This window comes from Actinomadura gamaensis (assembly GCF_042652125.1).
GTDB classification, from domain to species: domain Bacteria; phylum Actinomycetota; class Actinomycetes; order Streptosporangiales; family Streptosporangiaceae; genus Spirillospora; species Spirillospora gamaensis.
In genome coordinates this window covers 562,927-589,330 of sequence record NZ_JBHSIT010000007.1, presented here as the reverse complement: position 1 = coordinate 589,330, position 26,404 = coordinate 562,927, and the positions used below count along the sequence as shown (strand labels likewise).

Sequence of the window (26,404 nt, the reverse complement as noted above, 5' to 3'; positions counted from 1 at the left end):
CGGACGGGCGGCACCTTATCCATATATGGGGCATAAGTCGTTGATCCGGAGCAAAACGATCTCTCTCCCCGGCCCGGAGGCGCGGCGGTTCCGGCCGGCTCCGGCGCGGCTGCGGCCCAGCTCCCCGGTCGGCTCCGCTCGGGCTCCGGCCGCGATCCGGCCCTGATCCGGCCCTGATTCCCGCCGCGATCCGGCCCTGATCCGGCCGCGAGCCGGCCCTGAACCGGCCCCGATCCGGCCCGGATCTGGCCCCGATCCGGCCCGGATCCCGCCCTGCTGCGGGCGGGACGCGGTCTCGGCACGGGGCGGGATGGTGCATACTGGAGGATGGCCGGGAAAGTAGCCGTCGGCGGTTGACGAACGAGCACCGTGAGCACCGTGTAGCGGCCTCGCTTTGACCCGTGCCCGCGCGGCTGGATATGCTGCCCAGTCGCTGTATTGCGTGCCCGACCTCATGGGCGGGCGGCGATCGCAACCGCGCGGCACGCCCGTCCCGCATCATCGGGCCGGGCGAGATCAACCGCCAGTCGACTAAGAAACGAAGGTCTACGACCGTGCGCACGTACACCCCAAAGCCCGCTGATGTTCAGCGTCAGTGGCACGTCATCGACGCGACCGACGTCGTGCTGGGTCGGCTCGCGAGCCAGGCCGCGCAGCTGCTCCGGGGTAAGCACAAGCCGATCTACGCGCCGCACCTCGACACCGGTGACTTCGTCATCATCATCAACGCCGACAAGGTGGCGCTGACCGGCAACAAGCTCCAGAACAAGCGCGCTTACCGGCACTCGGGCTACCCGGGCGGACTCCGCTCGATGTCCTACGCCGACCTGCTCGCCAAGCACCCCGAGAAGGCCGTCGAGAAGGCGATCAAGGGCATGCTGCCCAAGAACTCCCTCGGCCGGAAGATGCTCGGCAAGGTGAAGGTCTACGCGGGCCCGAACCACCCGCACGCGGCCCAGAAGCCCGTGCCGTTCGAGATCAAGCAGGTCGCCCAGTAGCACCCCCGCGCCGTACCGCCCGGTACGCGAGCGGATCCCACGTGGCCGCCGGGGCACCCGCGAGGACGCGGGCCAGCCGCCCTGGCTAGAAGACTTCTGAGGAGAACAGTGTCCGAGACCGGCATCGAGACGCCCGCCGAGGGCGTCGAGTACGACTCGTACGAGGACGCGCCGTCCGAGTACACGACGGAGACCCCCGAGGCCCCCGAGGGCGCCTACCTGGGCCAGCCCGTCGCCACCGGCCCCGCCGCCGGCACCGGCCGCCGCAAGCAGGCCATCGCGCGCGTCCGCATCGTCCCGGGCTCGGGCAAGTGGACCATCAACGGCCGCACCCTGGACCAGTACTTCCCGAACAAGGTCCACCAGCAGATCGTGAACGAGCCGTTCGTGCTGCTGGGTCTGGAGAACCAGTTCGACGTGATCTGCCGGGTCAACGGCGGTGGCACCACCGGCCAGGCCGGCGCGCTGCGCCTCGGCATCTCCCGGGCGCTCCAGTTCGCCAACATCGAGCACCGCCCGGCGCTGAAGAAGGCCGGGTTCCTCACCCGCGACGCCCGCGCGACCGAGCGCAAGAAGGCCGGTCTCAAGAAGGCCCGCAAGGCGCCGCAGTACAGCAAGCGCTAAGCAGTCCGATCGAGCCGTCGCGTCCCGTGTGGCACGCCGCCGACCCCCTCCGCGCGGGTCGGGCGGCGTCCGCGGGCGCGACGGCTCGTTCGCGTTTCACGGGGACGGTCGGGGCGCGCGCCCGATGCCGGGCCCGCCCCGTTTCGCGGACTACATTGAGCGTGCCGGCGCGCGGGTCGGGGTCCCGCGCCCGGCCGAGCTAGGAGTTGATCGTGGGTCGTCTGTTCGGAACCGACGGAGTGCGCGGGCTGGCCAACCGCGACCTCACCGCGCCGCTCGCCATGGAGCTGTCGGTGGCGGCGGCGCGGGTCCTCGGCGAGGCCGGGGCGTTCGCGGGACACCGCCCGGTCGCGGTGGTGGGCCGCGACCCGCGCGCCTCGGGCGAGTTCCTGGAGGCCGCGGTCGTCGCGGGCCTCGCCAGCGCCGGGGTGGACGTGCTGCGGCTCGGCGTGCTGCCGACCCCGGCCGTCGCGCACCTGACCCACGCGCTGGACGCCGACCTCGGCGTGATGTTGTCGGCCTCGCACAACCCCGCCCCCGACAACGGGATCAAGTTCTTCGACCGCAGCGGCTACAAGCTGGCCGACGAGATCGAGGACCGCATCGAGGCGACCCTCGGCCGCGACTGGGAGCCGCCGACCGGCGCGGGCGTCGGCCGCGTCCGCGAGGCGCACGGCGCGGTCGAGCAGTACGTGGCGCACCTGCTGAGCACGGTGCCGGTCTCGCTGGACGGCCTGAAGGTCGTGGTGGACTGCGCGCACGGCGCGTCCTGCGAGGTCGCGCCCGAGGCGCTGCGCCGCGCCGGCGCCGAGGTGATCACCATCGGCGCCGCCCCGGACGGCCTGAACATCAACGCCGGGGTCGGCTCGACCCACCTGGACGCGCTGAAGGCCGCCGTCCGCGAGCACGGCGCGGACGCCGGGATCGCCAACGACGGCGACGCCGACCGCTGCCTGGCCGTCACCGCGACCGGCGAGGAGGTGGACGGCGACCAGATCATGGCGATCCTCGCGCTGGACCTGCGCGAGGCGGGCCGGCTCGCCGACGACACCGTCGTCGCGACCGTGATGTCCAACCTCGGCTTCAAGCTGGCGATGCGCGAGGCGGGCCTGACGGTGGTGGAGACCGCCGTCGGCGACCGGTACGTGCTGGAGGCCATGAAGGAGCGCGGCTTCAACTTCGGCGGCGAGCAGTCCGGCCACGTGATCATGCTGGACCACGCCACCACCGGCGACGGCGTGCTGACCGGCCTGCACCTGCTCGCCGCGATGGCCCGCCGGAACCGTCCGCTGGACGAGCTGGCCAAGGCGATGACCCGGCTCCCGCAGGTGCTGATCAACGTCCGGGACGTCGCCAAGGACCGCGCGGCCACCTCGCCCGAGCTGGCCGCCGCGATCGGCGAGGCGCAGGAGGAGCTCGGCGCGTCCGGCCGCGTCCTGATCCGGCCGAGCGGCACCGAGCCGATGGTCCGCGTCATGGTCGAGGCCGCCTCCGAGGACCAGGCCCGCACCGTCGCCGAGCGCCTCGCCGAGGTCGTCCGCACCGCCCTCGGCTGACCACCCCGTCCCCGCCCTCGGCTGACCACAGTGCCTCAGCCCCCGGCTGACCGCCCTGCCTCAGCCCCCGGCTGACCGCCCTGCCTCAGTCCCCGGCTGACCGCTCTGTCCGGCCGCCCGGCCCTCGCGCGCACCGTCGCCCCGCTTCGGGACGTGGTGCGCGCGGGGCTCGCCTAGGGTGGGCTCATGACCATCGAGCCTGACGACATCTCCGCCGAGCGTCCGGAGGACGAGAAGCCGCCGCGCGTGCGCACCGAGCGCGGCAAGGGGGCCCGCGCCACCGGCGCGGAGGTGACCGGGGCGTCCGCCACCGGCGCGCACATCCGCCTCCTGACCGGCCTGGGCTCGGTCGCGCTCGGCGCCGCCACCATCGGGGCGATCGCCGTCGGCGCGGTGGCGATCGGCCGTCTGGCAGTCAAGCGGGCCGTCATCGACCAGCTTGAGGCGGGCGTCGTCGAGATCGCGCACCTCAAGGTCGGCCGCCTGGAGATCACCGAGAGCTGACGCGAACCGTCAGCAGCGCGCCAGGAAGCCCTGGAGGGCCGCCCGGTCCTGGACGGTCACCGGCAGGTCGTACTTGCGGGCCACGGCGACGTACTTGCGGCCGTAGGCGCACTGGAAGGCCTGCTGCGGTTTCCAGTCGGACGGTCCAGAGTCGCTTTTCTGGCGGTTCGGCACGCCCCAGACGGCCAGGAGGTTGCCGGGGTCGTTCGCGAACTGCTCGCGCCGGTCGGCGGGCCACTTGGACGCGCCCATGCGCCAGGCGAGCGCCAGCGGGTAGACGTGGTCGATCTGGACCTCGGACGCCTTCGCCTTGGCGAAGGCGATGTCCTTGCCGCTGTAGGGGTCGTGGAGGCGGCCGGAGACGACGACGCAGCGTCCCTGCCGCCGGACGCCGGCCAGGTCGCGGGCGAGGACGTCGTTGCGCTGGTCGCAGCCGTTGTGGTCGGTGTCCTTCCAGCGCGTCCCGAAGCGGTCGCGGGCGTAGCCGCCGCCCGATCCCTCGGCGGCGACGCGGAGGCCGGAGACGTCACCGCCCGCCTGACCGCCGCCCGCCTGACCGCCGCCCGCGTGCTTGCCGCCGGACGAGGCTCCGGCGTCGTCCTTGCAGGCGGCCAGCGTGCCCGCCAGGAGCAGCGCGCCGCCGAGCGCCGTGAATGTGCGCGTCCTCATGTTCCTCCCTGGTCGTCCGGAATGCATGATCACGGCGGCGCGGCGGGAACGCGGCGGTGACGCGCCGGGTGCGGCACGATGTGACGCGTGTTGCACCTGAGAACGATCGTCCCGGCCGACCGGACGGACGCGGTGTGCTCGGCGCTGGCCGAGCACGTCGGCGTCACCAACGTGGTGGTCGTGCCGGGCGCGGCGCGCAGCCCGGCGGGCGACCTCGTCACCGCGGACGTCGCCCGCGAGGCGGCCAACGAGATCCTGGACGCGCTGCGCGCCCTCGGCCTGGACAAGGACGGCTCGATCGCCGTCGAGAAGATCGACCTGTCCCTCTCGCACGCCGCGGACGAGGCCGAGCGGCGCGCCCCCGGCGCGGGCGACGACGCGGTCGTCTGGGACGAGTTCGACCGGCAGACCGCCGAGGGCGCGGGCCTGACCTGGGCGTACCTGGCGTTCCTCGCGCTCGCCACGCAGCTCGCGGCGATCGCCGCGATCACCGACTCGGCCGTCCTGGTCGTCGGCGCGATGGTGCTCGGCCCGGAGTTCTCCTCGATCGCGGCGATCTGCTTCGGCATCGTCACCCGCAACGTGCGGCGGATCGCGGGCGGCGCCCGGACGCTGGTCGTCGGGTTCGCCGTCGCGATCGCGATCACCTACGTGTGCGCGCTGGCCAGCCGCTGGATCGGCGTGCTCGACATCAGCGAGCTGCCGCACGACCGGCCGAACACCGCGTTCATCTACAGCCCGGACCGCTGGTCGTTCATCGTGGCGCTGCTCGCGGGCGCGGCCGGGGTGCTGTCCATGACCGCGGGCAAGTCGTCCGCGCTGGTCGGGGTGTTCATCTCGGTCACGACCGTCCCGGCCGCCGGGAACCTCGCGGTCGCGCTGGTGCTGAAGCACGGCAGCGAGATCGAGGGGTCGATCCTCCAGCTCGCCGTGAACTTCGCCGGAATGCTGGTCGCGGGGGTCCTCACCCTCCTGGTACAACGCGTGGTGTGGCTCCGGGTAGTACGCCGGAAGGGCGGGTCGGCCGAACGGCCTAGGCCCCTGGGGTGACGACGGGCACGCCGGAGGGGGCTAGGTTCTGGGTATGCCGCCGATCATCGAGACCCGGGGCCTCACGATGAGGTTCCCGAGGGTGACCGCGCTCGACGACCTGACGCTCGCGGCGCCGCCGGGCGTGGTCGGTCTCGTGGGCGCCAACGGGGCCGGTAAGTCGACCCTCATCAAGATCCTGCTGGGCCTGCTGCCGCCGTCCGCGGGCGGCGCGGAGGTGCTCGGCCTGGACATCGCCCACCAGGGCGGCGAGATCCGCCGCTCGGTCGGCTTCATGCCCGAGTACGACTGCCTCCCGCCGGACGTGTCGGCCACCGAGTTCGTCGTCCACATGGCCCGGATGTGCGGGCTGCCCGCCACCGCCGCCCGCGAGCGCGCCGCCGACACGCTGCGCCACGTCGGGCTGTACGAGGAGCGGTACCGGCCGATCGGCGGCTACTCCACCGGCATGCGGCAGCGCGTCAAGCTCGCCCAGGCGCTCGTCCACGACCCGCGCCTGGTCTTCCTGGACGAGCCGACCAACGGCCTCGACCCGGCCGGACGCGACGAGATGCTCGGCCTGATCCGCCGGATCGGGCACGAGTTCGGCATCAGCGTCCTGGTCACCTCGCACCTGCTCGGCGAGCTGGAGCGGGTCTGCGACCACGTGATCGTCATCGACGGCGGGAAGCTGCTGCGCTCGCAGGAGGTCGAGGCGTACACGGCGGCGAGCGGCGTGCTCGTCGTCGAGGTGGACGAGGGGCGCGACCTCCTCGGCCGCTGGCTGCACGAGCGCGAGGTCCCGGTCCGTCCGGAGGGCCGCCAGCTCGTGATCGACATCGGCGACGAGAGCGTCTACGACCTCGTCCGGGACGGCGCGGCCGACCTCGAACTCCGGCTCGTCCGGATGGAGCAGCGCCGCCACCACATCGAAGAGGTCTTCTCGGTCGCGCCCCAGGCGATCCCCGTCCCACCGGGCGCGCAAGCCCCGCCCGGCTCGCAACCGCCGCCCGGCGCGCAGCCCCCGCCCGGCGCGCAGCCCCCGCCCGGCGCGCAGCCGCCAGCCGGGGCGCCTGGAGCGCCCGGGGCGCCCGGACCGTCCGCCGAGGAGCTGAGGGGAGGCGCCCGGTGAGCGTCAGCACCATCCACGACATCGGCTACCGGCACTACGACGGCAAGCGGCTCGGCCGCGCCTACGTCACCCGGTCGCTGTTCGTCCACAACCTGCGCGCCGCCTACGGGCTGGGCCGTCCGGCCCGCGCCAAGGTGATGCCGTTCGTGCTCGCCGGGATCATGATGCTGCCCGCCGTCGGCGACATCGCGGTGGTCGCGATCGCCAAGCGGCCCGAGGCGCTGTTCCCCTACACGCGCTACCAGTTCATGCTCCAGCTGATCGTCTCGATCTTCGTGGCGACGCAGGCGCCGGTGCTGGCGTCCCGGGAGATCCGGTTCCACGTCGTCCCGCTGTACTTCTCGCGGCCGGTCGGGCACCTGGACTTCGTCCTCGCCAAGCTCGCCGCGTTCGCGACCGCGCTGTTCGCGCTCACCGCGATCCCGGTCACCGTGCTGTACATCGGCGGCCTGGTCACGCAGGTGCCGCACTCGGGCAAGCAACTCCTGCACTACCTCGGCGGCCTCGCCGGATGCCTGCTGCTGTCGCTGGTCCTCGCCGCGATCGGCATGGTCGTCGCCGCGTTCACGCCGCGCCGCGGGTTCGGCGTCGCGGCGGTGATCGCGGTGCTGCTGGTCTCCGGCGTCCTGGTGTCGATCCTCCAGGGGATCACCGAGAACACCGGGCACTGGACGCTGTCCGGCTGGCTCGCCCTGTTCACCCCGTTCAACCTGGTGGACGCCGTGTCGCACCGGCTGCTCGGCGGACCGCTCTCGGCCCCCTCGTCCCCGCCCGGCACCGGCGGCGGGCTGGCCGCCCTGGCGCTGTGCGCCGCGATCGTGCTCGGCGCGGTCGCCGTCCTGTACGCGCGGTTCCGGAAGGCGGGCCTGTCGTGACCGAGATCAGGCTGCGGGACGTGTCCCGCTGGTACGGGAACGTCGTGGCCGTCAACGGCGTCAGCATGACCATCGGCCCCGGCGTGACCGGCCTGCTCGGCCCGAACGGCGCGGGCAAGTCCACGCTCATCCACATGATGGGCGGGTTCCTGTCGCCGTCGTCCGGCACGGTCACGCTGGACGACGACCCGATCTGGCAGAACCCGGACGTCTACCGCAGGCTCGGCCTGGTGCCCGAGCGCGAGACCGCCTACGACTTCCTCACCGGGCAGCAGTTCATCCTCGCGATGGCCAAGCTGCACAAGCTGGCCGAACCGGGCCGGGCGGCGGCCCGGGCGATCGCCGAGGTCGAGATGGAGCAGGCCGCCGACCGCGCGATCGGCACCTACTCCAAGGGCATGAAGCAGCGGATCAAGATGGCGTCCGCGCTGGTCCACGACCCGCCGGTGCTGCTGCTGGACGAGCCGTTCAACGGCATGGACCCGCGCCAGCGGCTCCACCTCATGGACCTCATCCGCCGGATGGCCGCCGAGGGCCGCACCATCCTGTTCTCCTCGCACATCCTGGAGGAGGTCGAGCGGCTCGCCGGGCACATCGAGGTGATCGTCGCGGGCCGGCACGCCGCGTCCGGCGACTTCCGCGAGATCCGCCGCCTGATGACCGACCGTCCGCACCGGTTCCGGGTCCGCTCCGGCGACGACCGCGTGCTCGCCGCCGCGATCATCGCCGACGGCTCGGCCCGCGGCGTCGAGCTCACTTCGGACGGCCTGTCGGTCGAGGCGTCCGACTTCGGCCGCTTCACCTGGCTGCTGCCCCGCCTCGCCCGGGACGCCGGCGTGCGGCTCTGGGAGGTCGTCCCGGCCGACGAGTCCCTCGAATCCGTCTTCTCCTACCTGGTGGCGCGATGAACCCCACGATCGCGATGATCACGTTCCGGTCGATGCTCGGTCGGAGGCGGGCGCTGCTGCTGTTCGTGCTGCCGGGCGTCCTGCTGCTGCTGTCGCTGGTGCTGCGGCTGACCAACACCAACGACCTGGACGTCGACACGACCGTCCTGCAGCGGTTCGCGCTGGGCGCGGTGCTGCCGCTGCTCGCGCTGATCGCGGGCACCGGCGTGATCGGGCCGGAGATCGACGACGGCCAGATCATGTACATCCTGACCAAGCCGATCCCGCGGCAGGTCGTCATCCTGACGAAGCTGGCCGTCGCGATCGTCCTGGTGGCGCTGTTCGCGGCCGTCCCGACGCTGCTGGCGGGCTTCATCCTCGGCGCGCCTGCGGGGCTGACCCCGGCGTTCACTGTCGGCGTCCTGGTCGGGGGCGTCGCCTACGCCTCGGTGTTCGTCGCGCTCGGCGTCGTGAGCCGCAACGCCGTCACTATCGGGCTCCTGTACGCCCTGGTCTGGGAGAGCCTCTTCGGCAACTTCGCCCCAGGCGCGAAGAAGGCGTCCATCCTCCAGTGGGCCCTCTCGGTCACCCATTCGCTGACCGACGCCTCGACCGTCAAGACCGCCGTCTCCCTGCCCACCGCGATCGTCCTCCTGGTCGTGGTCACGCTGGTCGCCACCGTGCTCGCCACCGTCCGGCTCCGCAGCCTCACCGTCGCCAGCGCGGAGTGAAGCAGCGCCGCGCGACCAGCGCGGAGTGAGCGGGGCCGCGTGACCAGCGCGGAGTGAGCGGGGCCTGACGGTCCGAATCGTGATCTGAAAGATCTTCACAGCCGCACCGACGAACTACCACAATTGCCGCACTTCTTGGCGAACGCCGTCGCTGGACGGTTGGAAAGGCGGCGGAGTGGTGTCGTCACCACATCGTTCGGGCAAGGCCCTGCTCGGGCTGCGCGCCCTGCTGGGCGTCATCCTGCTGCTCGGCTTCTACGTGCTGGCCGTGCTGCTCCTGGTGCTGGTCCTCGGCGGCGTGATCACCATCGCGGTGGTGTTCAACGTGGTCGTCGGCATCCGCGGCGGCTTCGTCTTCTGGATCCTGATCGCCGCCACCGGCGGCGGCGCCGCGCTGCTGCGCGGCGCGTTCGGGCGCACGCGCTCGGCCCGCAAGGACGACCCCGGCGGGCTGCCGGTCACCGAGGCCGACCAGCCCCGCCTGTGGGCCGACGTGCGGGAGCTGGCCGCCGAGGTGCGCGCCCCGGCGCCCGGCTCCATCCGCCTCACCCCGGACGCCAACGCCGCCGTCCACCAGCGGGTGTGGCTCTTCGGGCTGATCCGCGGCCGGATCACGCTGGTCATCGGGATGGCGCTGCTCAACGGCCTCGACCGCGCCGAACTGCGCGCCGTGCTGGCGCACGAGTTCGGCCACGTCGCCGGCGGCGACACCCGCCTCGGCCCCCTGGTGTACCGATCCCAGCGCAGGCTGGTGCGGACGATCGTCGCGCTGCGCGGCAGCGGCAAGGGCGTGGATAAGTTCCTCGCCCGGATCTTCGGCCTCTACCTGCGGCTCTGCCTGCGCGTCACGCTGGCGGTCTCGCGTGCTCAGGAGCGTGCCGCCGACCGGTCCGCGGCGCGGGTCTCCGGACCGGAGACCGCCGCCGCCGCGCTGACCGCCGTGGGAATGGCGGGCGAACTGTTCGAGGGCTTCGTCCAGCACTACGTGACGCCGCTGTGGCGCGCGGGCCGGTACCCGGTCGACCTCTACGGCGGGCTCCGCGCCTTCACCGTCGCCTCTGCCGGCGAGGACGGGCTGGAGCGGCTGCGCGAGCGGGTCCTCGCCCGGCCGTCCGAGCGCTGGGACACCCACCCGAGCATCGGCGAGCGGCTGGCGCTGCTCGCGGAGCTGCCCGCGGGCACCGCTTCCGCCACGGTCCCGGACGGCCCCGCCCGCGACCTGCTGGACGGTCCGGACGAAGTGGAACGGATGGTCTCCCTCACGGCCGCCCGCGAGGCGACCGGCCTGCCGACGCCCGCCCCTGTGGACTGGGACGAGGCGGCCGCGATCTACGGCCGGCTCATCGCCCGGGCGGGGGAGCGGCTCGCCGACGCGGGCGTCCGGATCGGCGGCCGATGGGACGAACCGGGCTTCGACCAGGCCCTCGAACTGCTCGCGGCGGGACGCGGAGCCGAGCTCGCCGCCGCTCTCCAGCCCCGGAGCCCCGAGCCCTCCGCCTCCGGCGGCGAAGGCCCCGCCGCTGGTGGTGAAGGCCCCGCCTCGGGTGGTGAAGGCACAGCCCTCGGCACCGAGGCGGAGCGCCGGATCCTGCACCGGGCCCTGGTCACCGCGCTCCCCGGCGTGCTGGCCGCCGGCCACGACGCCCGCTGGAAGCCGTCCTGGACGACGGTGGTCGAGATCGAGTGGGCGGGCACGCCGCTCGCCGAGCTCGCCGACCGGGCGCTCGACGGCCCGGACGGCGTGGCGGCCGTCCGCGCCGAACTCGGCCGTCCGGCCGTGGACCTGACCCCCGTCCCGCCGCTGGAGGAGCCCGTCCATGCCGGTTGACCTCGCCCTGCCCGTCCTCGACCGCACCTTCGGCGATCCCGTGGCGCGGGAGCTCAAGAAGGCGACGGCGCGCGGCGACACGAGCCTGCTGCGCCGCGTCGCGGCCGAGACCGGCGACCTCGACCGCCGCTCGTTCCTGCTCGGCGTGGCCGTGGACCATCCGGAACGTCCGGAATGGATCGTCCGGTGGCCCGAGAAGGAGCCGGAGGAGCCGCTCGCGTACCTCATCCGGGGGGCGCACGGGATTCTCTGGGCCTGGGAGGCGCGAGGCGAGGCGACGGCGGACCTGACCGCCGCTGAGCGGTTCCACGAGTTCCACCGGCGCCTCGCCGGGGCCGAGCGCGACCTGCTGTGCGCCGCCGAGCTGTCGCCGGACGATCCCGAACCGCGGGCGCAACTGCTCACCACGGCCCGCGGCCTCCAGCACGGCGTCCAGGAGCTGTGCCGCCGGTTCGCGGAGGCGATCGCCCGGCATCCCGGGCATTACCAGGCCCACACGCTGATGCTCCAGGGCGTCGCGCCGAAGTGGGGCGGCTCGCCGGCGCTGATGTTCAACTTCGCGCGGGACCGCGCCGCGGCGGCTCCGCTCGGCTCGGCCGTGGCGTCCCTCGTGGTGGAGGCGCACATCGAAGCCTGGGTGGACGCGTCCGAGGGGGAGGCGGACTACTTCGCGAACCCGGACGTCCAGCGCGAACTGCGCGCGGTCGCCGCCCGTTCGTCCCAGGCCCCGGACACTCCGGCGTCGCTGCGCGCGAGCAATCTCCTGGCGTTCGCCTTCGCGCTGGGCGGCGACCACGCGTCCGCCGCCGAGCAGTTCAGGTTGATCGGCTCGAACGTCACCGAGAGCCCTTGGCAGTATGCGGCGAGGGACGTCGTCAGCGGGTTCATGAAGTACCGGGACCGGGCCGTCAACTCCGCCTGAGCGGCACGTCCGACCGGGTCAGATGCGGCCGGGTCAGATGCGGCGGAGGCGGACGCGGTCGATGGAGTGGTCGCGGGTCTTGTTCAGGACGAGGGTCGCGCGGGCGCGGGTCGGGAGGATGTTCTCCACGAGGTTGGGCTCGTTGATGGAGCCCCAGACGCCGATCGCGAACTCCTCGGCCTCCTGCTCGCTGAGCTTGGCGTACTCGCGGAAGTAGGAGCGGGGGTCGGTGAAGGCGGTGCGGCGCAGGGCGAGGAGGCGGTCGACGTACCAGCGGCGGATGTCGTCGACCTTGGCGTCCACGTAGATGGAGAAGTCGAAGTAGTCCGACACGCCGAGGCTGCCGGGCGGCGGGGTCTGCAGGACGTTCAGGCCCTCGACGATCAGGACGTCCGGACGTTCCACGGTCTGCCGGGCATCGGGCACGATGTCGTATTCGAGGTGGGAGTAGATGGGGATGTCCACCCGCGACGCGCCCGACTTCACCGACTGGACGAAACGCACCAGCGCGCGGCGGTCGTAGGACTCGGGGAAGCCCTTGCGCTCCATGAGACCCCGCTCGGCCAGCACGGCGTTCGGGTACAGGAAGCTGTCGGTGGTGACCAGCTCCACGCGGGGATGGTCGGGCCAGCGGGCCAGCAGGGTCCGCAGCAGGCGGGACGTCGTGGACTTCCCGACCGCGACCGAGCCCGCCACGCCGATCACGAACGGGGTCGGCTGGACGGTCTCGCCGAGGAACCCGCTGACGGTGTCGCGGGTGCCGCCGCGCCCCAGGAAGAACAGGTTGAGCAGGCGGGACAGCGGCAGGTAGACCTCTTCGACCTCGGTGATGTCGATGGGGTCCCGGACGCCGCGCAGCTCGTCCAGCTCGTCCGGGGTGAGGGTGAGCGGGGTGGTGGCTCGCAGCGCCCGCCATTGCGCGCGGTTGAGTTCGACGTAAGGGCTGGGCACGCGCCAACGGTACTGGTCGGTACGCTGCGTCCCGTCCACCAGGGGGTGTCCGAGCCGGTCCGGGGCGCCGCCGGAGGGCGTCCGTACTGGTCCGGGTCGGGTGGACGTGTCACCAGCGATGTCCCGAGCTGGTCTAGTCCGGACGGGCCGGTCCTCGGAGAAGACCCAATAGGCTGGCCGCCATGTGCGGAATCGTGGGTTACGTCGGCGGCAGGCCGGCACTGGACGTCGTGGTGGAGGGCCTCGCGAGGCTCGAGTACCGCGGCTACGACTCGGCCGGGGTGGCCGTGCTCGCCGACGGGGCGCTCGCCACCGCGAAGCGCGCGGGCAAGCTGGTCAACCTCCGCGAGGCGCTCGCCGAGGAGACGCTCCCCGAGGGCACGCTCGGCATGGGCCACACCCGGTGGGCCACGCACGGCGCGCCGAACGACCGCAACGCGCACCCGCACACCGACTGCGCGGGCGACGTCGCGGTCATCCACAACGGGATCATCGAGAACTTCGCGGCGCTGCGCGCCGAGCTGGAGGAGGGCGGCCACAAGCTGCGCTCCGACACCGACACCGAGGCCGTCGCGCACCTGCTGGAGGACGAGCTCAAGAGCACCGGCGACCTCGCCGAGGCGATGCGCCGCGTGTGCCGCCGCCTCGAAGGCGCGTTCACCCTGGTCGCGGTGCACACCGGCGACGACGACCTGGTGGTCGGCGCGCGCCGCAACTCGCCGCTGGTGGTCGGCGTCGGGGACGGGGAGAACTTCCTCGCCAGCGACGTCGCCGCGTTCATCGCGCACACCCGGGACGCGATCGAGCTCGGCCAGGACCAGGTCGTCGAGCTGCGCAAGTCCGGCGTGACGGTGACCGACCTGGACGGCCGTCCGGCCGAGACCAAGGCCTACCACGTCGACTGGGACGTCTCGGCCGCCGAGAAGGGCGGCTACGACTACTTCATGCTCAAGGAGATCGCCGAGCAGCCGCGCGCGGTCGCCGACACCCTGCTCGGCCGGATCGGCGCGGACGGCCGCCTCACCCTGGACGAGATGCGCATCTCCGACCGGGAGCTGCGCGAGGTCGACAAGATCATCATCGTCGCCTGCGGGACGTCCTACCACGCCGGGCTGATCGCCAAGTACGCCATCGAGCACTGGGCCGGGCTGCCCTGCGAGGTGGAGCTGGCCAGCGAGTTCCGCTACCGGGACCCGATCCTGTCCCGCTCCACGCTGGTGATCGCGATCTCCCAGTCGGGCGAGACGATGGACGCGCTGATGGCCGTCCGGCACGCCCGCGAGCAGCACGCCAAGCTGCTCGGCATCTGCAACGTGAACGGCTCGACGCTGCCCCGCGAGTGCGACGGCGTCCTGTACACCCACGCCGGGCCGGAGATCGCGGTCGCCTCGACCAAGGCGTTCCTCACCCAGCTCGTCGCGGTCTACCTCATCGCCCTCTACATCGCCCAGGTGCGCGGCACCAAGTTCGGCGACGAGGTGTTCGCGATGATCCAGCTCCTGGCCCAGATGCCGGAGAAGGTGGACGAGGTCCTCGGCACGATGGAGCCCGTCCGGGCGCTGGCCCGCTCCCTCGCCGGGGAGAAGTCGGTGCTGTTCCTCGGCCGCCACGTGGGCTTCCCGGTCGCCCTGGAGGGCGCGCTGAAGCTCAAGGAGCTGGCCTACATGCACGCCGAGGGCTTCGCCGCCGGCGAGCTGAAGCACGGCCCGATCGCGCTGATCGAGCCGGGCCTGCCCGTGATCGTCGTCGTGCCGCCGCGCAGCCGGGACGTCCTGCACGACAAGATCGTCTCCAACATCCAGGAGATCCGCGCCCGCGGCGCCCGCACGATCGTGATCGCCGAGGAGGGCGACACCTCCGTCGAGCCCTACGCCGACACGCTGATCAGGGTCCCGGCCGTCCCGACGCTCTTCCAGCCGCTCGTCACGACCGTCCCGCTCCAGGTCTTCGCCTGCGAGCTGGCCACCGCCAAGGGCCACGACGTCGACCAGCCCCGCAACCTCGCCAAGTCCGTCACGGTCGAATAGCCACAAACCGGGCAACCGAACGCCCCGCCGCTCCGAAGAGCGGCGGGGCGTTCCGCTACGCGATCCGTCGGTTCTCGCGGGCGATCCGCCAAGCGATCCGGCCGGTTCTCGCGCGGCGTTTCGCCAAGCGATCCGTCCGGTTCTCGGGCGGCGTTTCGCCAGGCGATCCGTCCGGTTCTCGGGCGGCGTTTCGCCAGGCGATCCGTCCGGTTCTCGGGCGGCGTTTCGCCAGGCGATCCGTCCGGTTCTCGCGCGGCGTCTCGCTGCGCGATCGGTCAGGCGGAGGAGTCCAGGGCGCCGGCCTTCACGCGGGACAGGAAGGCCCGCCACTCGGCGGCCGACATCAGCAGGACGGGACTCGCGTCGCCGATCTTCGCGTCGCGGGCGGCGATGGTCCCGGCCTCGCTTCCCCTCCCCGTTCCCGTTCGCGTTCCCGTTCTCGCGACCTCGACGCAGGCCCCGTTGGCGGCGCAACGCGAGCTCTTCTTCCAGGCGGGCGTGTTTAGCATGTGGGTCGTGCCTTTCAGGAGAATCCCCGAACGCGGGGTGACCGCTACGGACGGTCCGTGAAACCGGCGGCGGCTTCCGCGATCAGGTCGCGCGACGCCGCCGGGTCCAGGGCGACGCGCTCCATCCCCTCGAAGGCCAGCCGGTACATGTAGGTCAGCCGTTCGTCGGTGACCTGGCTGCCGGTGAGGGCCTCGGTGTAGACCACGTCCGGGAACACGATGTCCCCGACCGGGTCGTACTCCATGAGCTGGAACGCCCCCTCCATGATCGGGTGGGGCCGGTCCAGCCGGATGACGCGCAGCACCACGTGCGGCAGGTCGCCGACGTCCAGGAGATGGCGGAGCTGGCTCCGCATCGTCGTGGGGTCGCCGACCAGCCGCAGCAGCACGGACTCGTCCAGTAACAGCTCGTATTCGACAGGTTCCTTGCGGTGCAGGACCTCCTGGCGTCGCATCCGCACCTCCACCCTCCGGTCCACCTCGGTGGGCGGGACGGGGTCGTACAGACGCAACCCCGCCATCACCTGCCGTGCGTACTGCTCGGTCTGCAGGAGACCGGGCACCAGATAGGTCTCCCACTGGACGATGCGGCTGGCCTCGTCCTCCAGCGCGATGAACTGCCGGAGGCCGCCGGGAAGCTCCCGATACCCCTCCCACCAGCCCTTCCGTGCCGCGTCGTGGGCGAGCGTGAGAAGTTCGGCCCGGTGGGACGGGTCGATCCGGTACAGCTTGGTGAGCAGCTCGACGTCGCCGATGTTGGTGCTGGTCCGAGCGTTCTCGATGCGGCTGACCTTGGCTGTTGACCAATGCAGCCGCGCGGCGACGTCGTCGCCGGTGAAGCCGCGCTCCTCGCGCAGCCGGCGCAGTTCGATCGCCAGCCTGCGCTGCCGGACGGTCGGTCCCCGGAACGGATTCATGGAGGCCGTGCTCATGTCCCCGGACACCTTCCGCCCAATGCGAGCTTCTCAGCGAAGTGTGCCCCAGGGAGGGCAGGCGGCAGGTCCGCCATCGTCAAATCGCCACCAAAAATCTCGCGGTGCCCATGATCAGGTGAATCAGCGGTGGATGAAACTTTCACCGAAAGGTGCGTAGCTTCACCATTGACTCGTCGGGCCGCAACCGTCAAGGAGAGAACCGCGTGGCAGGCTAGGAGGAAATGATCGCGGAAAGGGGCCCGGGTGAGATACGCGCACGAAGTCGGTAACGTGCGGGCGGCCGAGGGGGCGCTGATGGCGCGGCTGCCCGAGGGGACGTTGATGCAGCGGGCCGCGGCCGGGCTCGCCCGGGTCTGCGCCGGGCTGCTGGACCGGGTGTACGGCGCGGACGTCGTGGTGCTCGCGGGGTCCGGCGACAACGGCGGGGACGCGCTGTACGCGGGAGCGCGGCTGGCGCGGCGCGGGGCGCGGGTGCGGGTCGTGGCTGCCGGTTCCCGGCTTCACCAGGCGGGACTCGCCGATCTGCGGGCCGCGGGCGGGCGGCTGATCGAGACCGCGGCGGCCGGCGAGGCGGTCGCGGAAGCCGATCTGGTGATCGACGGGCTGACCGGGATCGGCGGCGCGGGCGCCCTGCGGGAGCCGCACGCGACGCTGGCGCGGGCGGCGTCGGAGGCGTCCGGGACCGTGGTGGCGTGCGACGTGCCGAGCGGCGTGGACGCGTCGTCCGGGCGGGTCGAGGGCGCGGCCGTCCGGGCGGACGTGACCGTCACGTTCGGCACCCTCAAACCGGGCCTGCTCGTCGATCCGGGTGCTTCGTACTGCGGGGTCGTCGAGCTGGTGGACATCGGCCTCGGGCCTTATCTGAACGATCCGGACGTCGTTTCCCCGGCGGCCGAAGACGTCCGTCCGCCGCTGCCCGGTGCCGAATCCGACAAATACCGCCGCGGTGTCGTGGGGATTCTCGCGGGCGGCGACGAATTCACCGGCGCGGCGGTGCTGGCGACGGGCGGCGCGGTCCACGGCGGAGCCGGAATGGTCCGGTTCGCTTCGGTGCCGCACGCGGTCGAGCTGGTGCGGCACCGCTGGCCCGAGGCGGTGACCACGGTGATCGAGCCGGGCGCGAAGGCGCTGGACGCGATCGGGCGAGTCCAGGCGTGGGTGGTCGGGCCGGGCCTCGGCACCGGCGACGACGCCGAGGAGCTGATCTCGGCCGTCCTGTCGACCGACCTGCCGGTGCTGGTGGACGCCGACGGGCTGACCGTCCTCTCGCGGCGGCGCGACCTGCTGACCAGGGACGCGCCGACGCTGCTCACCCCGCACGCGGGGGAACTGGCCCGCCTCCTCGACGCCGACCGCACCGCGATCGAGGCGCGGCGGCTGGAGTACGTCCGGCGGGCGGCGGCCGAACTGGACGCGACGGTCCTGCTCAAGGGCTCCACGACGGTGATCGCGGAACCGGACCGTCCGGTCCGGGTGAACCCGACCGGGACGCCGTGGCTGGCGACGGCGGGCACCGGCGACGTGCTGTCCGGCCTCACGGGGGCGCTGCTGGCGGGCGGAATGTCCGCGCTCGACGCCGCCTGCGCGGGTGCCTACCTGCACGGCCTGGCCGCCCGGCTGGCCGCTGGCGGCCCCCACCCCGAGGCCGGCGAAAGCCCGATCAGCGCCTACGACGTGATCACCGCGCTCCCCGACGCCTTCCGCACCCTGCGCTAGCTCCCGTAGCGACGCCGACCGTGCGCGGCACCGACGGTGCGCGGCGCTGACTGTGCGCGGCACCGACCGTGTGCGGCGCAGGCCGTGTGCGGCGCTGACCGTGTGCGGCGCTGACCGTGTGCGGCGCTGACTGTGCGCGGCGCTGACTGTGCGCGGCGCTGACCGTGCGCGGCACGACCGGGCGCGGCGCTGGCCGGGCGTTGCGCCGGCCGGGCGCCGAGTCGAGGGGGCGGCGGAGTCGGATTGGCGCGGAGTCGGATGGGGGGCGGAGTGGCGAAAAGGCGAACTGGATGAATCGGTCGCGCGTCCAACGGGAAACGGAGGTTGGGACGGGGCATCGTTCGCGGGCGGGCACACTGGGTGACTATGAGCAGTCCTGCGCAAGCACGCATCGACCTTGACGCGATCAGCGGCAACGTGGCCGTGGTGCGCGAGCAGGCCGGTGGGGCCGAAGTCATGGCGATGGTCAAGGCCGAGGCGTACGGCCACGGTCTCGTCCCGGCGGCGCGCGCGGCGCTGGCCGGGGGAGCGACCTGGCTCGGCGTGGCCAAGCTCGATGAAGGGCTGCGGCTGCGCGCGGCCGGGGTGGTCGGCGTCCCGGTGCTGGTCTGCCTCGGCGTGCCGGGCGAGGACTACGACCGCGGCGTCGCCGACGGGCTCGACTTCGCGGTCGGCGCTCCCTGGCTGCTGGACGAGCTGACCGCCGCCGCCGAGCGCGCCGGACGCCCCGTCCGCGTGCATCTGAAGGCCGACACCGGGATGTCGCGCGGCGGCGCGACCCCCGAGGACTGGCCGGGCCTGGTCGACGCGGCGCTCGCCGCCGAGGCGGCCGGGGCCGTGCAGGTCGTCGGGCTGATGTCCCACTTCGCCTGCGCGGACGAGCTCGACCACCCGTCGGTGCCGAGGCAGCTCGCCACCTTCACCGACATGGTCGAGTCGGCCGAGAAGGCCGGGGTGCGGCCCGAGGTGCGGCACCTGGCGAACTCGGCCGCCGCGCTCACCCTGCCGGACGCGCGGTTCGACCTCGTCCGGCCGGGGATCGCGACGTACGGGCTGAGCCCGGCGCCGTCGCTCGGCTCGTTCGGGCTGCGCCCGGCGATGACGCTGACCGCCTCGACGGCCCTGGTGAAACGGGTCCCGGCGGGCAGCGGCGTGTCCTACGGGCACACTTACGTGACCGATCGCGAGACGACGCTCGCGGTGGTCCCGGCGGGGTACGGCGACGGCGTGCCGCGCCACGGCTCGAACGTCCTGCCCGTCCTGGCGGGCGGGAAGCGCCGCACGATCGCCGGACGCGTCTGCATGGACCAGTTCGTCATCGACCTCGGCGACGACCCGCTCGCGGCGGGCGACGAGGTCGTCCTTTTCGGGCCGGGCGACCAGGGCGAGCCGACCGCGCAGGACTGGGCGGACGCGCTCGACACGATCTCCTATGAGATCGTCACCCGCATCGGCGGCCGCGTCCCCCGCGTCTACGAGGGCGGCCCGGCGGCCGACTAGGCGCGCGCCTCGACGGCCGGATGACGGCTCGTCGTGGACGGGCCGGGACGGGTTCGGGTTCAACGGGCTCGGGTTCGGGCCGGGACGGGTTCGGACGGGTTCGGGCCGGGACGGGTTTGGGTTCGGGCTCGGACGGGTTCGGGTTCGGGTGGGCTCGGGCTGTTGGGGGCTCGGGTCGGGCAACCTGGAGGGTGGCGGCGGACGGGCGCCGGAGTGGCGGCCTCGGAAAGGTGACGCAGGGGCGACGGGGTATGAACGCGAAGAGAAGACGCAGGATGGGCGTCGCCGGGGCGGTGGCGGGCCTCGGCGCGGCCGGGATCGGCGCGGCGGTCGGCATCCGGCACCTGGCGGTCGGCCGGGTCAGGCTGCGCCCCGACCCGGACTCGGCCGAGCCGTTCGGCACGCTGCGCGGCCGTCCGATGACGGTGACCGCGGGCGACGGCGTGCCGCTGCACGTGGAGATCGACGGCCCGGACGACGCGGCCCTGACCGTGGTGTTCTGCCACGGCTACACCCTCAACCAGGACTCGTGGCACTACCAGCGGCGCGACCTGGCCGCCCGGACGGCGGGCGGCGACCGCATCCGCATGGTCTTCTGGGACCAGCGCAGCCATGGCCGGTCCGGACGCGGCGACCTCGCGCACGCGACCGTCGAGCAGACCGGCTCGGACCTGTACGAGGTGCTGCGCGCGACGGTCCGGCGGGGTTCACCGGTGGTGCTGGCCGGGCACTCGATGGGCGGCATGTCGATCATGGCGCTGGCCGAGGAGCACCCGGAGCTGTTCGAGGGCGGCCGGGGCGGGCGCGGCGCGCTCTGCCGGGTGGTCGGGGTCATGCTGGTCAACACGTCCGGCGGGGATCTGGCGGAGATGACGCTGGGGCTGCCGCTGGCGCTGATGAAGATCGTCCGGCCGATCGCGCCGAGCGCGCTGCGCGGGCTCGGCCGGCAGGCCAAGATGGTGGACCGGGCCCGCGGGCTCGGCGCGGACGTCGCGTTCGTCCTCACCCGCCGGATGGCGTTCGCCGACAAGCACGTCAGCCCGACGGTGGTGGACTTCCTGGAGCAGATGATCCGGGCGACCCCGATCGACGTGATCGCCGAGTTCTATCCGGCCCTGATGGGACACGACAAGGCGGCGGCGCTGAAGACCGTGGGGCGCGTCCCGGTCCTGGTGCTGACGGGCGGCCGCGACCGGCTGACCCCCGCCGAGCACGGCCGGCGCATCGCCGAGGCGCTGCCGGACGCCGAGCTCGTCGAGGTGGACGAGGCGGGCCACGTCCTGCCGCTGGAGTATCCCGGCGTGGTGACCGGATCGCTGCGCCGGCTGGTCGACCGGGTGCTGCCCGGTCTGGAGGAACGGGGAGCATGACGGGCGAGGGAACGATCGTGATCGAGGTGCCGACGGCCGAGGACATGCGGGCGCTGGGCGTCCGGCTGGCCGGGCTGCTCCGCGCCGGGGACCTGCTGGTGCTGACCGGCGACCTCGGCGCGGGCAAGACGACCCTGACCCAGGGGATCGGCGAGGGCCTGAAGATCCGCGGGCCGGTGACGTCGCCGACCTTCGTGATCGCGCGGGTGCACCCGTCGCTGGTGGACGGGCCGCCCCTGGTGCACGTGGACGCCTACCGGCTCGGCGGCTTCGCCGAGCTGGACGATCTCGACCTGGACGCGTCGGTGGCCGAGTCGGTGACGATCGTCGAGTGGGGCGAGGGGCTCGCCGAGGGCCTGGCGGACGACCGCCTGGAGATCACCGTCTCCCGGGGGCCGGCCGGGGCGTCCGAACTGCGCACCGTCGAGATCGTCGGAGTGGGCTCCCGGTGGGCCTCCGGCCTGGATGATCTTGCCTGGTCGGAGCGTCCGGAAACGAGGTAAGTGGAACCCGACCACACCGCCGGTCCATGTCGTACTCTGTGCCGGGACGAACCCGACATTTTGGATGACTGATCGGGAGTGGATCCGGTGAGTGGCAGCCATCGCAGCGGTGGTCACCGCGCCTCGCGCAGTGGGGAGTACCGCTCCTTCAGCGGCGATCACCGGACGGCCTCCGGCGACCCCGCCCCCTATGCCGTCCCTGGCGGACGCCCGGCCGACGAGTACGTCGGCCGCAGCGGCGAACGCGCCCCCCGGCCCGTCCAGTACGGCGCCCGCAACACCGAATACGGTTCGCCCGGCAGCGAGTACGGCGTCCCGAGCGCCGAATACCGGACGCGCAGCAGCGAGTACAACACGCCCGGCGCCGAGTACGGCCCGCACACCGGCGCGTCCATTCCGCGCGCCACCGAGTACGGCGTGCCAAGCGGCGAGTACGGGACGCCGAGCGGCGAGTACGGGACGCCGAGCGGCGAGTATGGCGCGCGCAGCGGCGCGTCCAGTCCGCGCGGCACCGAGTACGGCGCGCGGAGCGGCGAGTACGCGGGGCGGAGTGGGGAGTACGCGGGGCGCAGTGGCGCGTACGGGGCGCGGAGTGGGGAGTACGCGGGGCAGAGCGGTGGGTACGGGACGCGGAGCGGGGAATTCCGGACGCGGAGCGGGAGTCATCGGGTCGTCCGGGAGCGCAGGCGCGGCAGGCGGGTCGTGGCGGTGCTGGCCGGGGTGGCGGCCGGGGCGGGGGCGTGCGCGCTCGCCGCACTCGTGATCATCAGCGGGCTCGGCGGGCACGACCGGGGGTCGAGCGGGCAGATCGTCGGGAGCACCGCGCAGACCCCGGCGGCACGGGCGGAGAAGACCGCCGTGCCGGACGCCTGCACGCTGCTCGATCCGAAGATCGCCGACCGGCTCGCGCCGAACGCGGAGCGCGGGCCCGCCGACAACTACGCGTCCAGCGACCGGCAGAACCAGTGCGTGTGGGGCGCCTACAGCGGCGAGCACCGCCGCCAGCTCAGCGTCGAGATGCGCGCGCTCCCCGGGACGCAGTCGCAGAGCCCGACCGACGCGGCGCGCGGCGCGTTCGCGTCCGAGCGGTCCGCCGACGAGTCCGGGAAGGCGTTGCTGCCGGGTCAGGAGATCACCGACAAGATCCGTCCGAACGGGCTCGGCGACGAGGCGTACGTCGTCTACAGCGTGGACAAGGGGCAGGGTTCGGGCTCGGCGGTCGCCAACGTCCGCGTCGGGAACGTGCTGGTCACGGTCCATTTCTCGGGCTCGGACGGCAACGACCCCCTCGCCACCGACGCCGCGGTGTCCGGCGCGCAGGACGCCGCCCGCAGCGTCATCGGCGCCCTCAACCAGAGCTGACCGCGCCCCCGCGCGGCACTGACCGGTCCCGCGCTCAGCCGGGCCGTCTCGCGCGCAGTCGAGCGGTCTCGCGTGGAGCCGGGCGGTCTCGCGCGAAGCAGGGCGGTCTCGCGGAGCCGGCCGGTCTCTTGCGGAGCCGGGCCGTCTCGCGCGGAGTTGGGTGGTCTCGCGCGGAGTCGGGCGGTCTCGGGCGGAGCTGAGTGGTCTGGCGCGCAGCCGGGCGGTCTCGCGTGGAGCCGGGCGGTCTCGCGCTCAGCCGGGCGGTCTCGGGCGGGGGTGGGTACGAGTCGTCTCCGAATCGGCAGGGCGGGCGCGAATCAACCTGACCACGCGCCGCACTGGACTACCCTTACAGTCCGTGTTGGTCCTGGCTTTCGACACCGCTACCGCCGCCGTCACCGTCGCCCTGACCGAGTGGACGCCGGGGGAGGGCGCACGCCCCCGCGCGGCCGTCGAGGCGCTGGACGCCCGCAAGCACACCGAGGTGCTGACGCCCGAGATCGCGCGGGTGCTCGCCGAGGCGGGCGCGGCCCCGTCCGACCTGTCCGCGATCGTGGTGGGCGTCGGCCCCGGCCCGTACACGGGCCTGCGCGTCGGCCTCGTCACCGCGCGCGCGATGGGCGAGGCGCTCGGCGTGCCCGTGCACGGCGTCTGCACGCTCGACGCGATCGCCTGGGAGTCCCGCCGCGAGAAGCCGTTCGCCGTCGCCACCGACGCGCGCCGCCGCGAGGTGTACTGGGCGCGCTACGACTCCTACGGCAGGCGCGCCACCGAGCCCGCCGTCGGCCCCGCCGCCGACGTCCGCGCGGACGCGCCCGACCTGCCCGTCATCGGTGAGGGCGCGCGGCTCTACGCCGACGTCCTCGGCGACGCGTCGGGGATGACCTCGGGTCCGCTCGTGCCGTCCGCGACCGCGCTGGCCGAGCTCGCCGTCGAGCGCCTGTCCGGACGTCCCGGCCCGTCGCTGCTCGACCCCGAGCCGCTCTACCTGCGCCGTCCGGACGCCAAGGAGCCGGGCCCGCGCAAGAAGGTGTCCCAATGACCCGGCCCGCCGCCCGCGTCCGGCCCGCCGCCCGGGTCCGGCTCGCTGCTTGGATTCGGGGGGACGCCTGGATCTGGCGTTTCGTTCTGATGCGGCGTCCTGTGCCGGGAGGCGCGCGCTCATGAGCGTCGAGCTGCGCGGGATGACCGAGGCGGACCTGGGCGCGGTCCACGCGCTCGAACAGGTCCTGTTCCCCGAGGACGCCTGGAGCGAGCGGATGCTCCGCGACGAGCTGGCCGACCAGCCGCGCACCCGGCACTACGTGGTCGCCGAGGAGGACGGGGAGATCGTCGGCTACGCCGGGCTCGCCGCCGCGGCGGACCAGGCCGACGTCCAGACCATCGGCGTCCGCGCCGACCTGCGCGGCCGGGGCATCGGCGCGGCGCTGCTGACCGAGCTGCTCGACGAGGCGGTCCGGCGCGGCAGCGCGCAGGTGTTCCTGGAGGTCCGCGCCGACAACGACCCGGCCCGGCGGCTGTACGAGCGGTTCGGGTTCGTCCGCGTCGGGCTGCGCAGGCGCTACTACCAGCCGTCCGGCGTGGACGCGGTCGTGATGTGCCGCGAGATGCGCCCGAAGAAGGGCCCGGTCGGCTTCACCAGGGAGGATGCATGATCCGCGACTCCGAGCCGCTGGTGCTCGGGATCGAGACGTCCTGCGACGAGACCGGGGTCGGGATCGTCCGCGGGCACACGCTGCTGGCCGACTCGATCGCCTCCAGCGTCGAGCAGCACGCCCGGTTCGGCGGCGTGGTCCCCGAGGTCGCCTCGCGCGCGCACCTGGAGGCGATGGCCCCGACCGTCGAGCGGGCGCTCGCGGACGCCGGCGTCGGCTTCCACGACATCGACGCGTTCGCCGTCACGGCCGGTCCGGGACTGCCCGGCGCGCTGATGGTCGGCGTCGCCGCCGCCAAGGCGTACGCGCTGTCGCTCGGCAAGCCGCTGTACGGCGTGAACCACCTCGCCGCGCACGTCTGCGTCGACCAGCTCGAACACGGGCCGCTGCCGAAGCCGTGCGTGGCGATGCTGGTGTCCGGCGGGCACTCGTCGCTGCTGCTCGTCCCGGACGTGGCGTCCGACGTGCGGTCGCTCGGCTCGACCGTGGACGACGCGGCGGGCGAGGCGTTCGACAAGGTCGCCCGCGTGCTGGACCTCGGCTTCCCCGGTGGCCCGGTGATCGACCGGATGGCCCGCGAGGGCGACCCGGCGGCGATCGCGTTCCCGCGCGGCAAGTACGCCGACGGCACCTACGACTTCTCGTTCTCCGGCCTGAAGACGGCCGTCGCGCGGTGGGTCGAGGCGAAGGAGCGGTCCGGGGAGCCGGTGCCGGTCGCCGACGTCGCCGCGTCCTTCCAGGAGGCCGTGGTCGACGTGCTGACCCACAAGGCCCTCAAGGTCTGCAAGGACAACGGCGTCAAGGACCTGCTCATCGGCGGCGGCGTCGCGGCGAACTCGCGGCTGCGCGCGCTCGCCCAGGAACGCTGCGAGCGCGCCGGGGTGCGGCTGCGCGTGCCGCGCCCGAAGCTGTGCACCGACAACGGCGCGATGGTCGCGGCGCTCGGCTCGGAGCTGGTCGCGAGCGGGCTCGCGCCGTCCGACCTGGGACTGCCCGCCGACTCCAGCCTGCCGATCGAGTCCGTCCTGCTCTGAGGCCGTTTCCGGCGACCGGAGCAAGGTTTCGAGAGACTCCTCGGCGGCGGTCAGAGCAAGGGTTTGGAGGCACTCCTCGGCGGCGGTCAGAGCAGGGTTTCGAGGTACTCCTCGGCGCGGGCCGCGTCCCGCTCGGACAGGACGCGGCCGGGCTCCTCGGGGAGCAGGTCGAGGACGCAGCGCAGGTCCCAGTACGGGTCCTGCTCGTGGCCGCCCGCGACCTGGTCGAAGCAGTCCCGGAAGCGGTCGGCGACGGCGGTGCCGTAGCGCAGCGCGAGCCGCAGCCGCATCTGGCCGACGTCCACGCCGACCGGGCCGGACGCGGCGTCCGACCAGTCCACGACACCGGTGAGGCGACCACCCGTCCACACCGTGTTGTCCGGGTGGTAGTCGCGGTGGACGAACCGGGACGGCGCGTCCGGCGGCGATCCGGCCGCGACCTCGCACGCCCGCTCCCACAGTTCCGGACGCGTCGCGTGCTTCGGCGGCTGCCGCAGGTCGAGCCGGTTGCGCGGGACGTACGGCGGCATCGACGCCGCGCCGCGCAGCGCGTGCACCGGCAGCAGCGCGGCGGCGAGCTGGATCAGGTACTCGGGCAGGTCGTCCGGGGCGGGCCGGGGCGGATGCCCGGGCAGCCGGGTGAGCAGCAGCGCGGGCGCGTCGCAGTACGCGCCCGCGGGGTCGGCGGCGACCAGCACCGGCGTCGGGATCTCGCAGGCGGCGAGCAGCGTCAGCGCGGCGATCTCGCGCTCAGGCGAGAACTCGCCGTCGGCGAAGACCGCGCCCGGCGCGGTGGACGCGAGCGGATCGCGCGGCAGCCAGCGGCGCAGCACGAGCCGGTGCTCGCTGCCCGCGCGGGTCTCCACGACCAGCGCGTGGTTGGCGTGCGCGGCCCCGCCCGGCAGCGGGCGCAGCGCGCGGACCTCGGCACCCCGGCCGAAGCACTCGCGCACCCACCGGACGGTGGCCGAACTCGGCGGCGCGCCGACGGGCGGGGCGAGGGACGGGGAGCCGGTCACGAGATCCATGTAAACGGATTCCGTCATGTATCGAGGGCGGATTGACGAAGGCGTGACGTGAGAAACCG

General features: G+C 73.3%; 25 protein-coding genes. 20 read left to right on the top strand and 5 right to left on the bottom strand.

What is annotated here, in order from left to right; genetic code table 11:
* Positions 1 to 554 precede the first annotated feature (554 nt).
* The 4 genes from rplM to ACFPCY_RS25715 all read left to right on the top strand — a co-directional run bounded on the left by rplM (position 555) and on the right by ACFPCY_RS25715 (position 3,682).
* Positions 555 to 998, top strand: coding sequence for a 50S ribosomal protein L13 (gene rplM / locus ACFPCY_RS25730; protein WP_378259321.1), 444 nt, complete (start codon positions 555 to 557; stop codon positions 996 to 998).
* Positions 999 to 1,106: 108 nt separating this feature from the next.
* Positions 1,107 to 1,622 (top strand): 30S ribosomal protein S9, encoded by a 516-nt coding sequence (gene rpsI, locus ACFPCY_RS25725; RefSeq protein WP_378259319.1) that lies wholly within the window; start codon positions 1,107 to 1,109, stop codon positions 1,620 to 1,622.
* A gap of 212 nt (positions 1,623 to 1,834) precedes the next feature.
* Complete coding sequence (gene glmM, locus ACFPCY_RS25720; protein ID WP_378259317.1) at positions 1,835 to 3,178, top strand: phosphoglucosamine mutase; 1,344 nt, start codon at positions 1,835 to 1,837, stop codon at positions 3,176 to 3,178.
* Positions 3,179 to 3,364: 186 nt separating this feature from the next.
* Complete coding sequence (locus ACFPCY_RS25715; protein ID WP_378259315.1) at positions 3,365 to 3,682, top strand: hypothetical protein; 318 nt, start codon at positions 3,365 to 3,367, stop codon at positions 3,680 to 3,682.
* Positions 3,683 to 3,691: 9 nt separating this feature from the next.
* On the opposite strand, the gene ACFPCY_RS25710 is transcribed toward ACFPCY_RS25715, so the two are convergent.
* Positions 3,692 to 4,351, bottom strand: a complete 660-nt coding sequence (locus ACFPCY_RS25710; protein ID WP_378259313.1) for an HNH endonuclease family protein — start codon at positions 4,349 to 4,351, stop codon at positions 3,692 to 3,694.
* 87 nt (positions 4,352 to 4,438) lie between these two features.
* Between ACFPCY_RS25710 and ACFPCY_RS25705 the strand changes: the two genes are divergently transcribed.
* The 7 genes from ACFPCY_RS25705 (at position 4,439) to ACFPCY_RS25675 (ending at position 11,755) form a co-directional block, all read left to right on the top strand.
* Positions 4,439 to 5,401, top strand: coding sequence for a DUF389 domain-containing protein (locus ACFPCY_RS25705; protein WP_378259311.1), 963 nt, complete (start codon positions 4,439 to 4,441; stop codon positions 5,399 to 5,401).
* A gap of 34 nt (positions 5,402 to 5,435) precedes the next feature.
* Positions 5,436 to 6,512, top strand: coding sequence for an ABC transporter ATP-binding protein (locus ACFPCY_RS25700; RefSeq protein ID WP_378259309.1), 1,077 nt, complete (start codon positions 5,436 to 5,438; stop codon positions 6,510 to 6,512).
* Positions 6,509 to 7,387 carry an ABC transporter permease gene (locus ACFPCY_RS25695; protein WP_378259307.1) on the top strand — a complete coding sequence of 293 codons (879 nt, stop codon included), beginning with the start codon at positions 6,509 to 6,511 and terminating at the stop codon, positions 7,385 to 7,387. Before ACFPCY_RS25700 ends, ACFPCY_RS25695 begins: the two co-directional genes overlap by 4 nt.
* Positions 7,384 to 8,295, top strand: coding sequence for an ABC transporter ATP-binding protein (locus ACFPCY_RS25690; RefSeq protein ID WP_378259305.1), 912 nt, complete (start codon positions 7,384 to 7,386; stop codon positions 8,293 to 8,295). Before ACFPCY_RS25695 ends, ACFPCY_RS25690 begins: the two co-directional genes overlap by 4 nt.
* Positions 8,292 to 9,005, top strand: a complete 714-nt coding sequence (locus ACFPCY_RS25685; protein WP_378259303.1) for an ABC transporter permease — start codon at positions 8,292 to 8,294, stop codon at positions 9,003 to 9,005. The genes ACFPCY_RS25690 and ACFPCY_RS25685 overlap by 4 nt, the downstream gene beginning before the upstream one ends.
* A gap of 178 nt (positions 9,006 to 9,183) precedes the next feature.
* The gene (locus ACFPCY_RS25680) at positions 9,184 to 10,833 is read left to right on the top strand and encodes a M48 family metallopeptidase (RefSeq protein WP_378259301.1); all 1,650 of its coding nucleotides are present in this window, start codon (positions 9,184 to 9,186) and stop codon (positions 10,831 to 10,833) included.
* Positions 10,823 to 11,755, top strand: a complete 933-nt coding sequence (locus ACFPCY_RS25675; RefSeq protein ID WP_378259299.1) for a hypothetical protein — start codon at positions 10,823 to 10,825, stop codon at positions 11,753 to 11,755. Before ACFPCY_RS25680 ends, ACFPCY_RS25675 begins: the two co-directional genes overlap by 11 nt.
* A 33-nt stretch (positions 11,756 to 11,788) precedes the next feature.
* On the opposite strand, the gene coaA is transcribed toward ACFPCY_RS25675, so the two are convergent.
* On the bottom strand, positions 11,789 to 12,706 hold the full coding sequence (coaA, locus tag ACFPCY_RS25670) for a type I pantothenate kinase (RefSeq protein ID WP_378259297.1): 918 nt from the start codon (positions 12,704 to 12,706) through the stop codon (positions 11,789 to 11,791).
* A 182-nt stretch (positions 12,707 to 12,888) separates the two neighbouring features.
* On the opposite strand from coaA, the gene glmS reads away from it, so the two are divergent.
* Complete coding sequence (gene glmS, locus ACFPCY_RS25665; RefSeq protein ID WP_378259294.1) at positions 12,889 to 14,733, top strand: glutamine--fructose-6-phosphate transaminase (isomerizing); 1,845 nt, start codon at positions 12,889 to 12,891, stop codon at positions 14,731 to 14,733.
* 275 nt (positions 14,734 to 15,008) lie between these two features.
* Here the strand turns inward: glmS and ACFPCY_RS25660 are convergent, their stop codons facing one another.
* Together ACFPCY_RS25660 and ACFPCY_RS25655 are read right to left on the bottom strand one after the other, a co-directional pair.
* The gene (locus tag ACFPCY_RS25660; RefSeq protein ID WP_378259292.1) at positions 15,009 to 15,242 is read right to left on the bottom strand and encodes a DUF397 domain-containing protein; all 234 of its coding nucleotides are present in this window, start codon (positions 15,240 to 15,242) and stop codon (positions 15,009 to 15,011) included.
* Positions 15,243 to 15,286: 44 nt separating this feature from the next.
* Positions 15,287 to 16,174 (bottom strand): helix-turn-helix domain-containing protein, encoded by an 888-nt coding sequence (locus ACFPCY_RS25655; RefSeq protein WP_378259290.1) that lies wholly within the window; start codon positions 16,172 to 16,174, stop codon positions 15,287 to 15,289.
* Positions 16,175 to 16,420: 246 nt separating this feature from the next.
* On the opposite strand from ACFPCY_RS25655, the gene ACFPCY_RS25650 reads away from it, so the two are divergent.
* The 8 genes from ACFPCY_RS25650 (at position 16,421) to tsaD (ending at position 25,317) form a co-directional block, all read left to right on the top strand.
* A complete protein-coding gene (locus ACFPCY_RS25650) occupies positions 16,421 to 17,893 on the top strand; it encodes an NAD(P)H-hydrate dehydratase (RefSeq protein WP_378259288.1) in 1,473 nt (490 codons plus the stop codon).
* Positions 17,894 to 18,259: 366 nt separating this feature from the next.
* Positions 18,260 to 19,393, top strand: coding sequence for an alanine racemase (gene alr, locus ACFPCY_RS25645; protein ID WP_378259286.1), 1,134 nt, complete (start codon positions 18,260 to 18,262; stop codon positions 19,391 to 19,393).
* A 275-nt stretch (positions 19,394 to 19,668) separates the two neighbouring features.
* Entirely contained in the window at positions 19,669 to 20,763 is a 1,095-nt protein-coding gene (locus ACFPCY_RS25640; protein WP_378259284.1) for an alpha/beta fold hydrolase, read from the top strand.
* Positions 20,760 to 21,266, top strand: coding sequence for a tRNA (adenosine(37)-N6)-threonylcarbamoyltransferase complex ATPase subunit type 1 TsaE (gene tsaE, locus ACFPCY_RS25635; RefSeq protein ID WP_378259282.1), 507 nt, complete (start codon positions 20,760 to 20,762; stop codon positions 21,264 to 21,266). Before ACFPCY_RS25640 ends, tsaE begins: the two co-directional genes overlap by 4 nt.
* Positions 21,267 to 21,353: 87 nt before the next feature.
* Entirely contained in the window at positions 21,354 to 22,628 is a 1,275-nt protein-coding gene (locus ACFPCY_RS25630) for a hypothetical protein (protein ID WP_378259280.1), read from the top strand.
* Between the two features lie 358 nt (positions 22,629 to 22,986).
* Positions 22,987 to 23,670, top strand: a complete 684-nt coding sequence (tsaB, locus tag ACFPCY_RS25625; protein WP_378259278.1) for a tRNA (adenosine(37)-N6)-threonylcarbamoyltransferase complex dimerization subunit type 1 TsaB — start codon at positions 22,987 to 22,989, stop codon at positions 23,668 to 23,670.
* 121 nt (positions 23,671 to 23,791) lie between these two features.
* Entirely contained in the window at positions 23,792 to 24,283 is a 492-nt protein-coding gene (gene rimI, locus ACFPCY_RS25620) for a ribosomal protein S18-alanine N-acetyltransferase (protein ID WP_378259276.1), read from the top strand.
* The gene (gene tsaD / locus ACFPCY_RS25615; RefSeq protein WP_378259274.1) at positions 24,280 to 25,317 is read left to right on the top strand and encodes a tRNA (adenosine(37)-N6)-threonylcarbamoyltransferase complex transferase subunit TsaD; all 1,038 of its coding nucleotides are present in this window, start codon (positions 24,280 to 24,282) and stop codon (positions 25,315 to 25,317) included. Before rimI ends, tsaD begins: the two co-directional genes overlap by 4 nt.
* Positions 25,318 to 25,403: 86 nt before the next feature.
* On the opposite strand, the gene ACFPCY_RS25610 is transcribed toward tsaD, so the two are convergent.
* A complete protein-coding gene (locus tag ACFPCY_RS25610; RefSeq protein ID WP_378259272.1) occupies positions 25,404 to 26,363 on the bottom strand; it encodes a phosphotransferase family protein in 960 nt (319 codons plus the stop codon).
* Positions 26,364 to 26,404: the final 41 nt, after the last annotated feature.

Bases quoted from the DNA above. Each gene is read 5' to 3' on its own strand.
- ACFPCY_RS25715 (WP_378259315.1), top strand. From the start codon at position 3,365: ATGACCATCGAGCCTGACGACATCTCCGCCGAGCGTCCGGAGGACGAG.
- ACFPCY_RS25710 (WP_378259313.1), bottom strand. From the start codon at position 4,351: ATGAGGACGCGCACATTCACGGCGCTCGGCGGCGCGCTGCTCCTGGCG.
- ACFPCY_RS25700 (WP_378259309.1), top strand. From the start codon at position 5,436: ATGCCGCCGATCATCGAGACCCGGGGCCTCACGATGAGGTTCCCGAGG.
- ACFPCY_RS25685 (WP_378259303.1), top strand. From the start codon at position 8,292: ATGAACCCCACGATCGCGATGATCACGTTCCGGTCGATGCTCGGTCGG.
- ACFPCY_RS25675 (WP_378259299.1), top strand. From the start codon at position 10,823: ATGCCGGTTGACCTCGCCCTGCCCGTCCTCGACCGCACCTTCGGCGAT.
- glmS (WP_378259294.1), top strand. From the start codon at position 12,889: ATGTGCGGAATCGTGGGTTACGTCGGCGGCAGGCCGGCACTGGACGTC.
- ACFPCY_RS25660 (WP_378259292.1), bottom strand. From the start codon at position 15,242: ATGCTAAACACGCCCGCCTGGAAGAAGAGCTCGCGTTGCGCCGCCAAC.
- ACFPCY_RS25655 (WP_378259290.1), bottom strand. From the start codon at position 16,174: ATGAGCACGGCCTCCATGAATCCGTTCCGGGGACCGACCGTCCGGCAG.
- alr (WP_378259286.1), top strand. From the start codon at position 18,260: ATGAGCAGTCCTGCGCAAGCACGCATCGACCTTGACGCGATCAGCGGC.
- ACFPCY_RS25640 (WP_378259284.1), top strand. From the start codon at position 19,669: ATGGGCGTCGCCGGGGCGGTGGCGGGCCTCGGCGCGGCCGGGATCGGC.
- tsaE (WP_378259282.1), top strand. From the start codon at position 20,760: ATGACGGGCGAGGGAACGATCGTGATCGAGGTGCCGACGGCCGAGGAC.
- rimI (WP_378259276.1), top strand. From the start codon at position 23,792: ATGAGCGTCGAGCTGCGCGGGATGACCGAGGCGGACCTGGGCGCGGTC.
- tsaD (WP_378259274.1), top strand. From the start codon at position 24,280: ATGATCCGCGACTCCGAGCCGCTGGTGCTCGGGATCGAGACGTCCTGC.
- ACFPCY_RS25610 (WP_378259272.1), bottom strand. From the start codon at position 26,363: ATGACGGAATCCGTTTACATGGATCTCGTGACCGGCTCCCCGTCCCTC.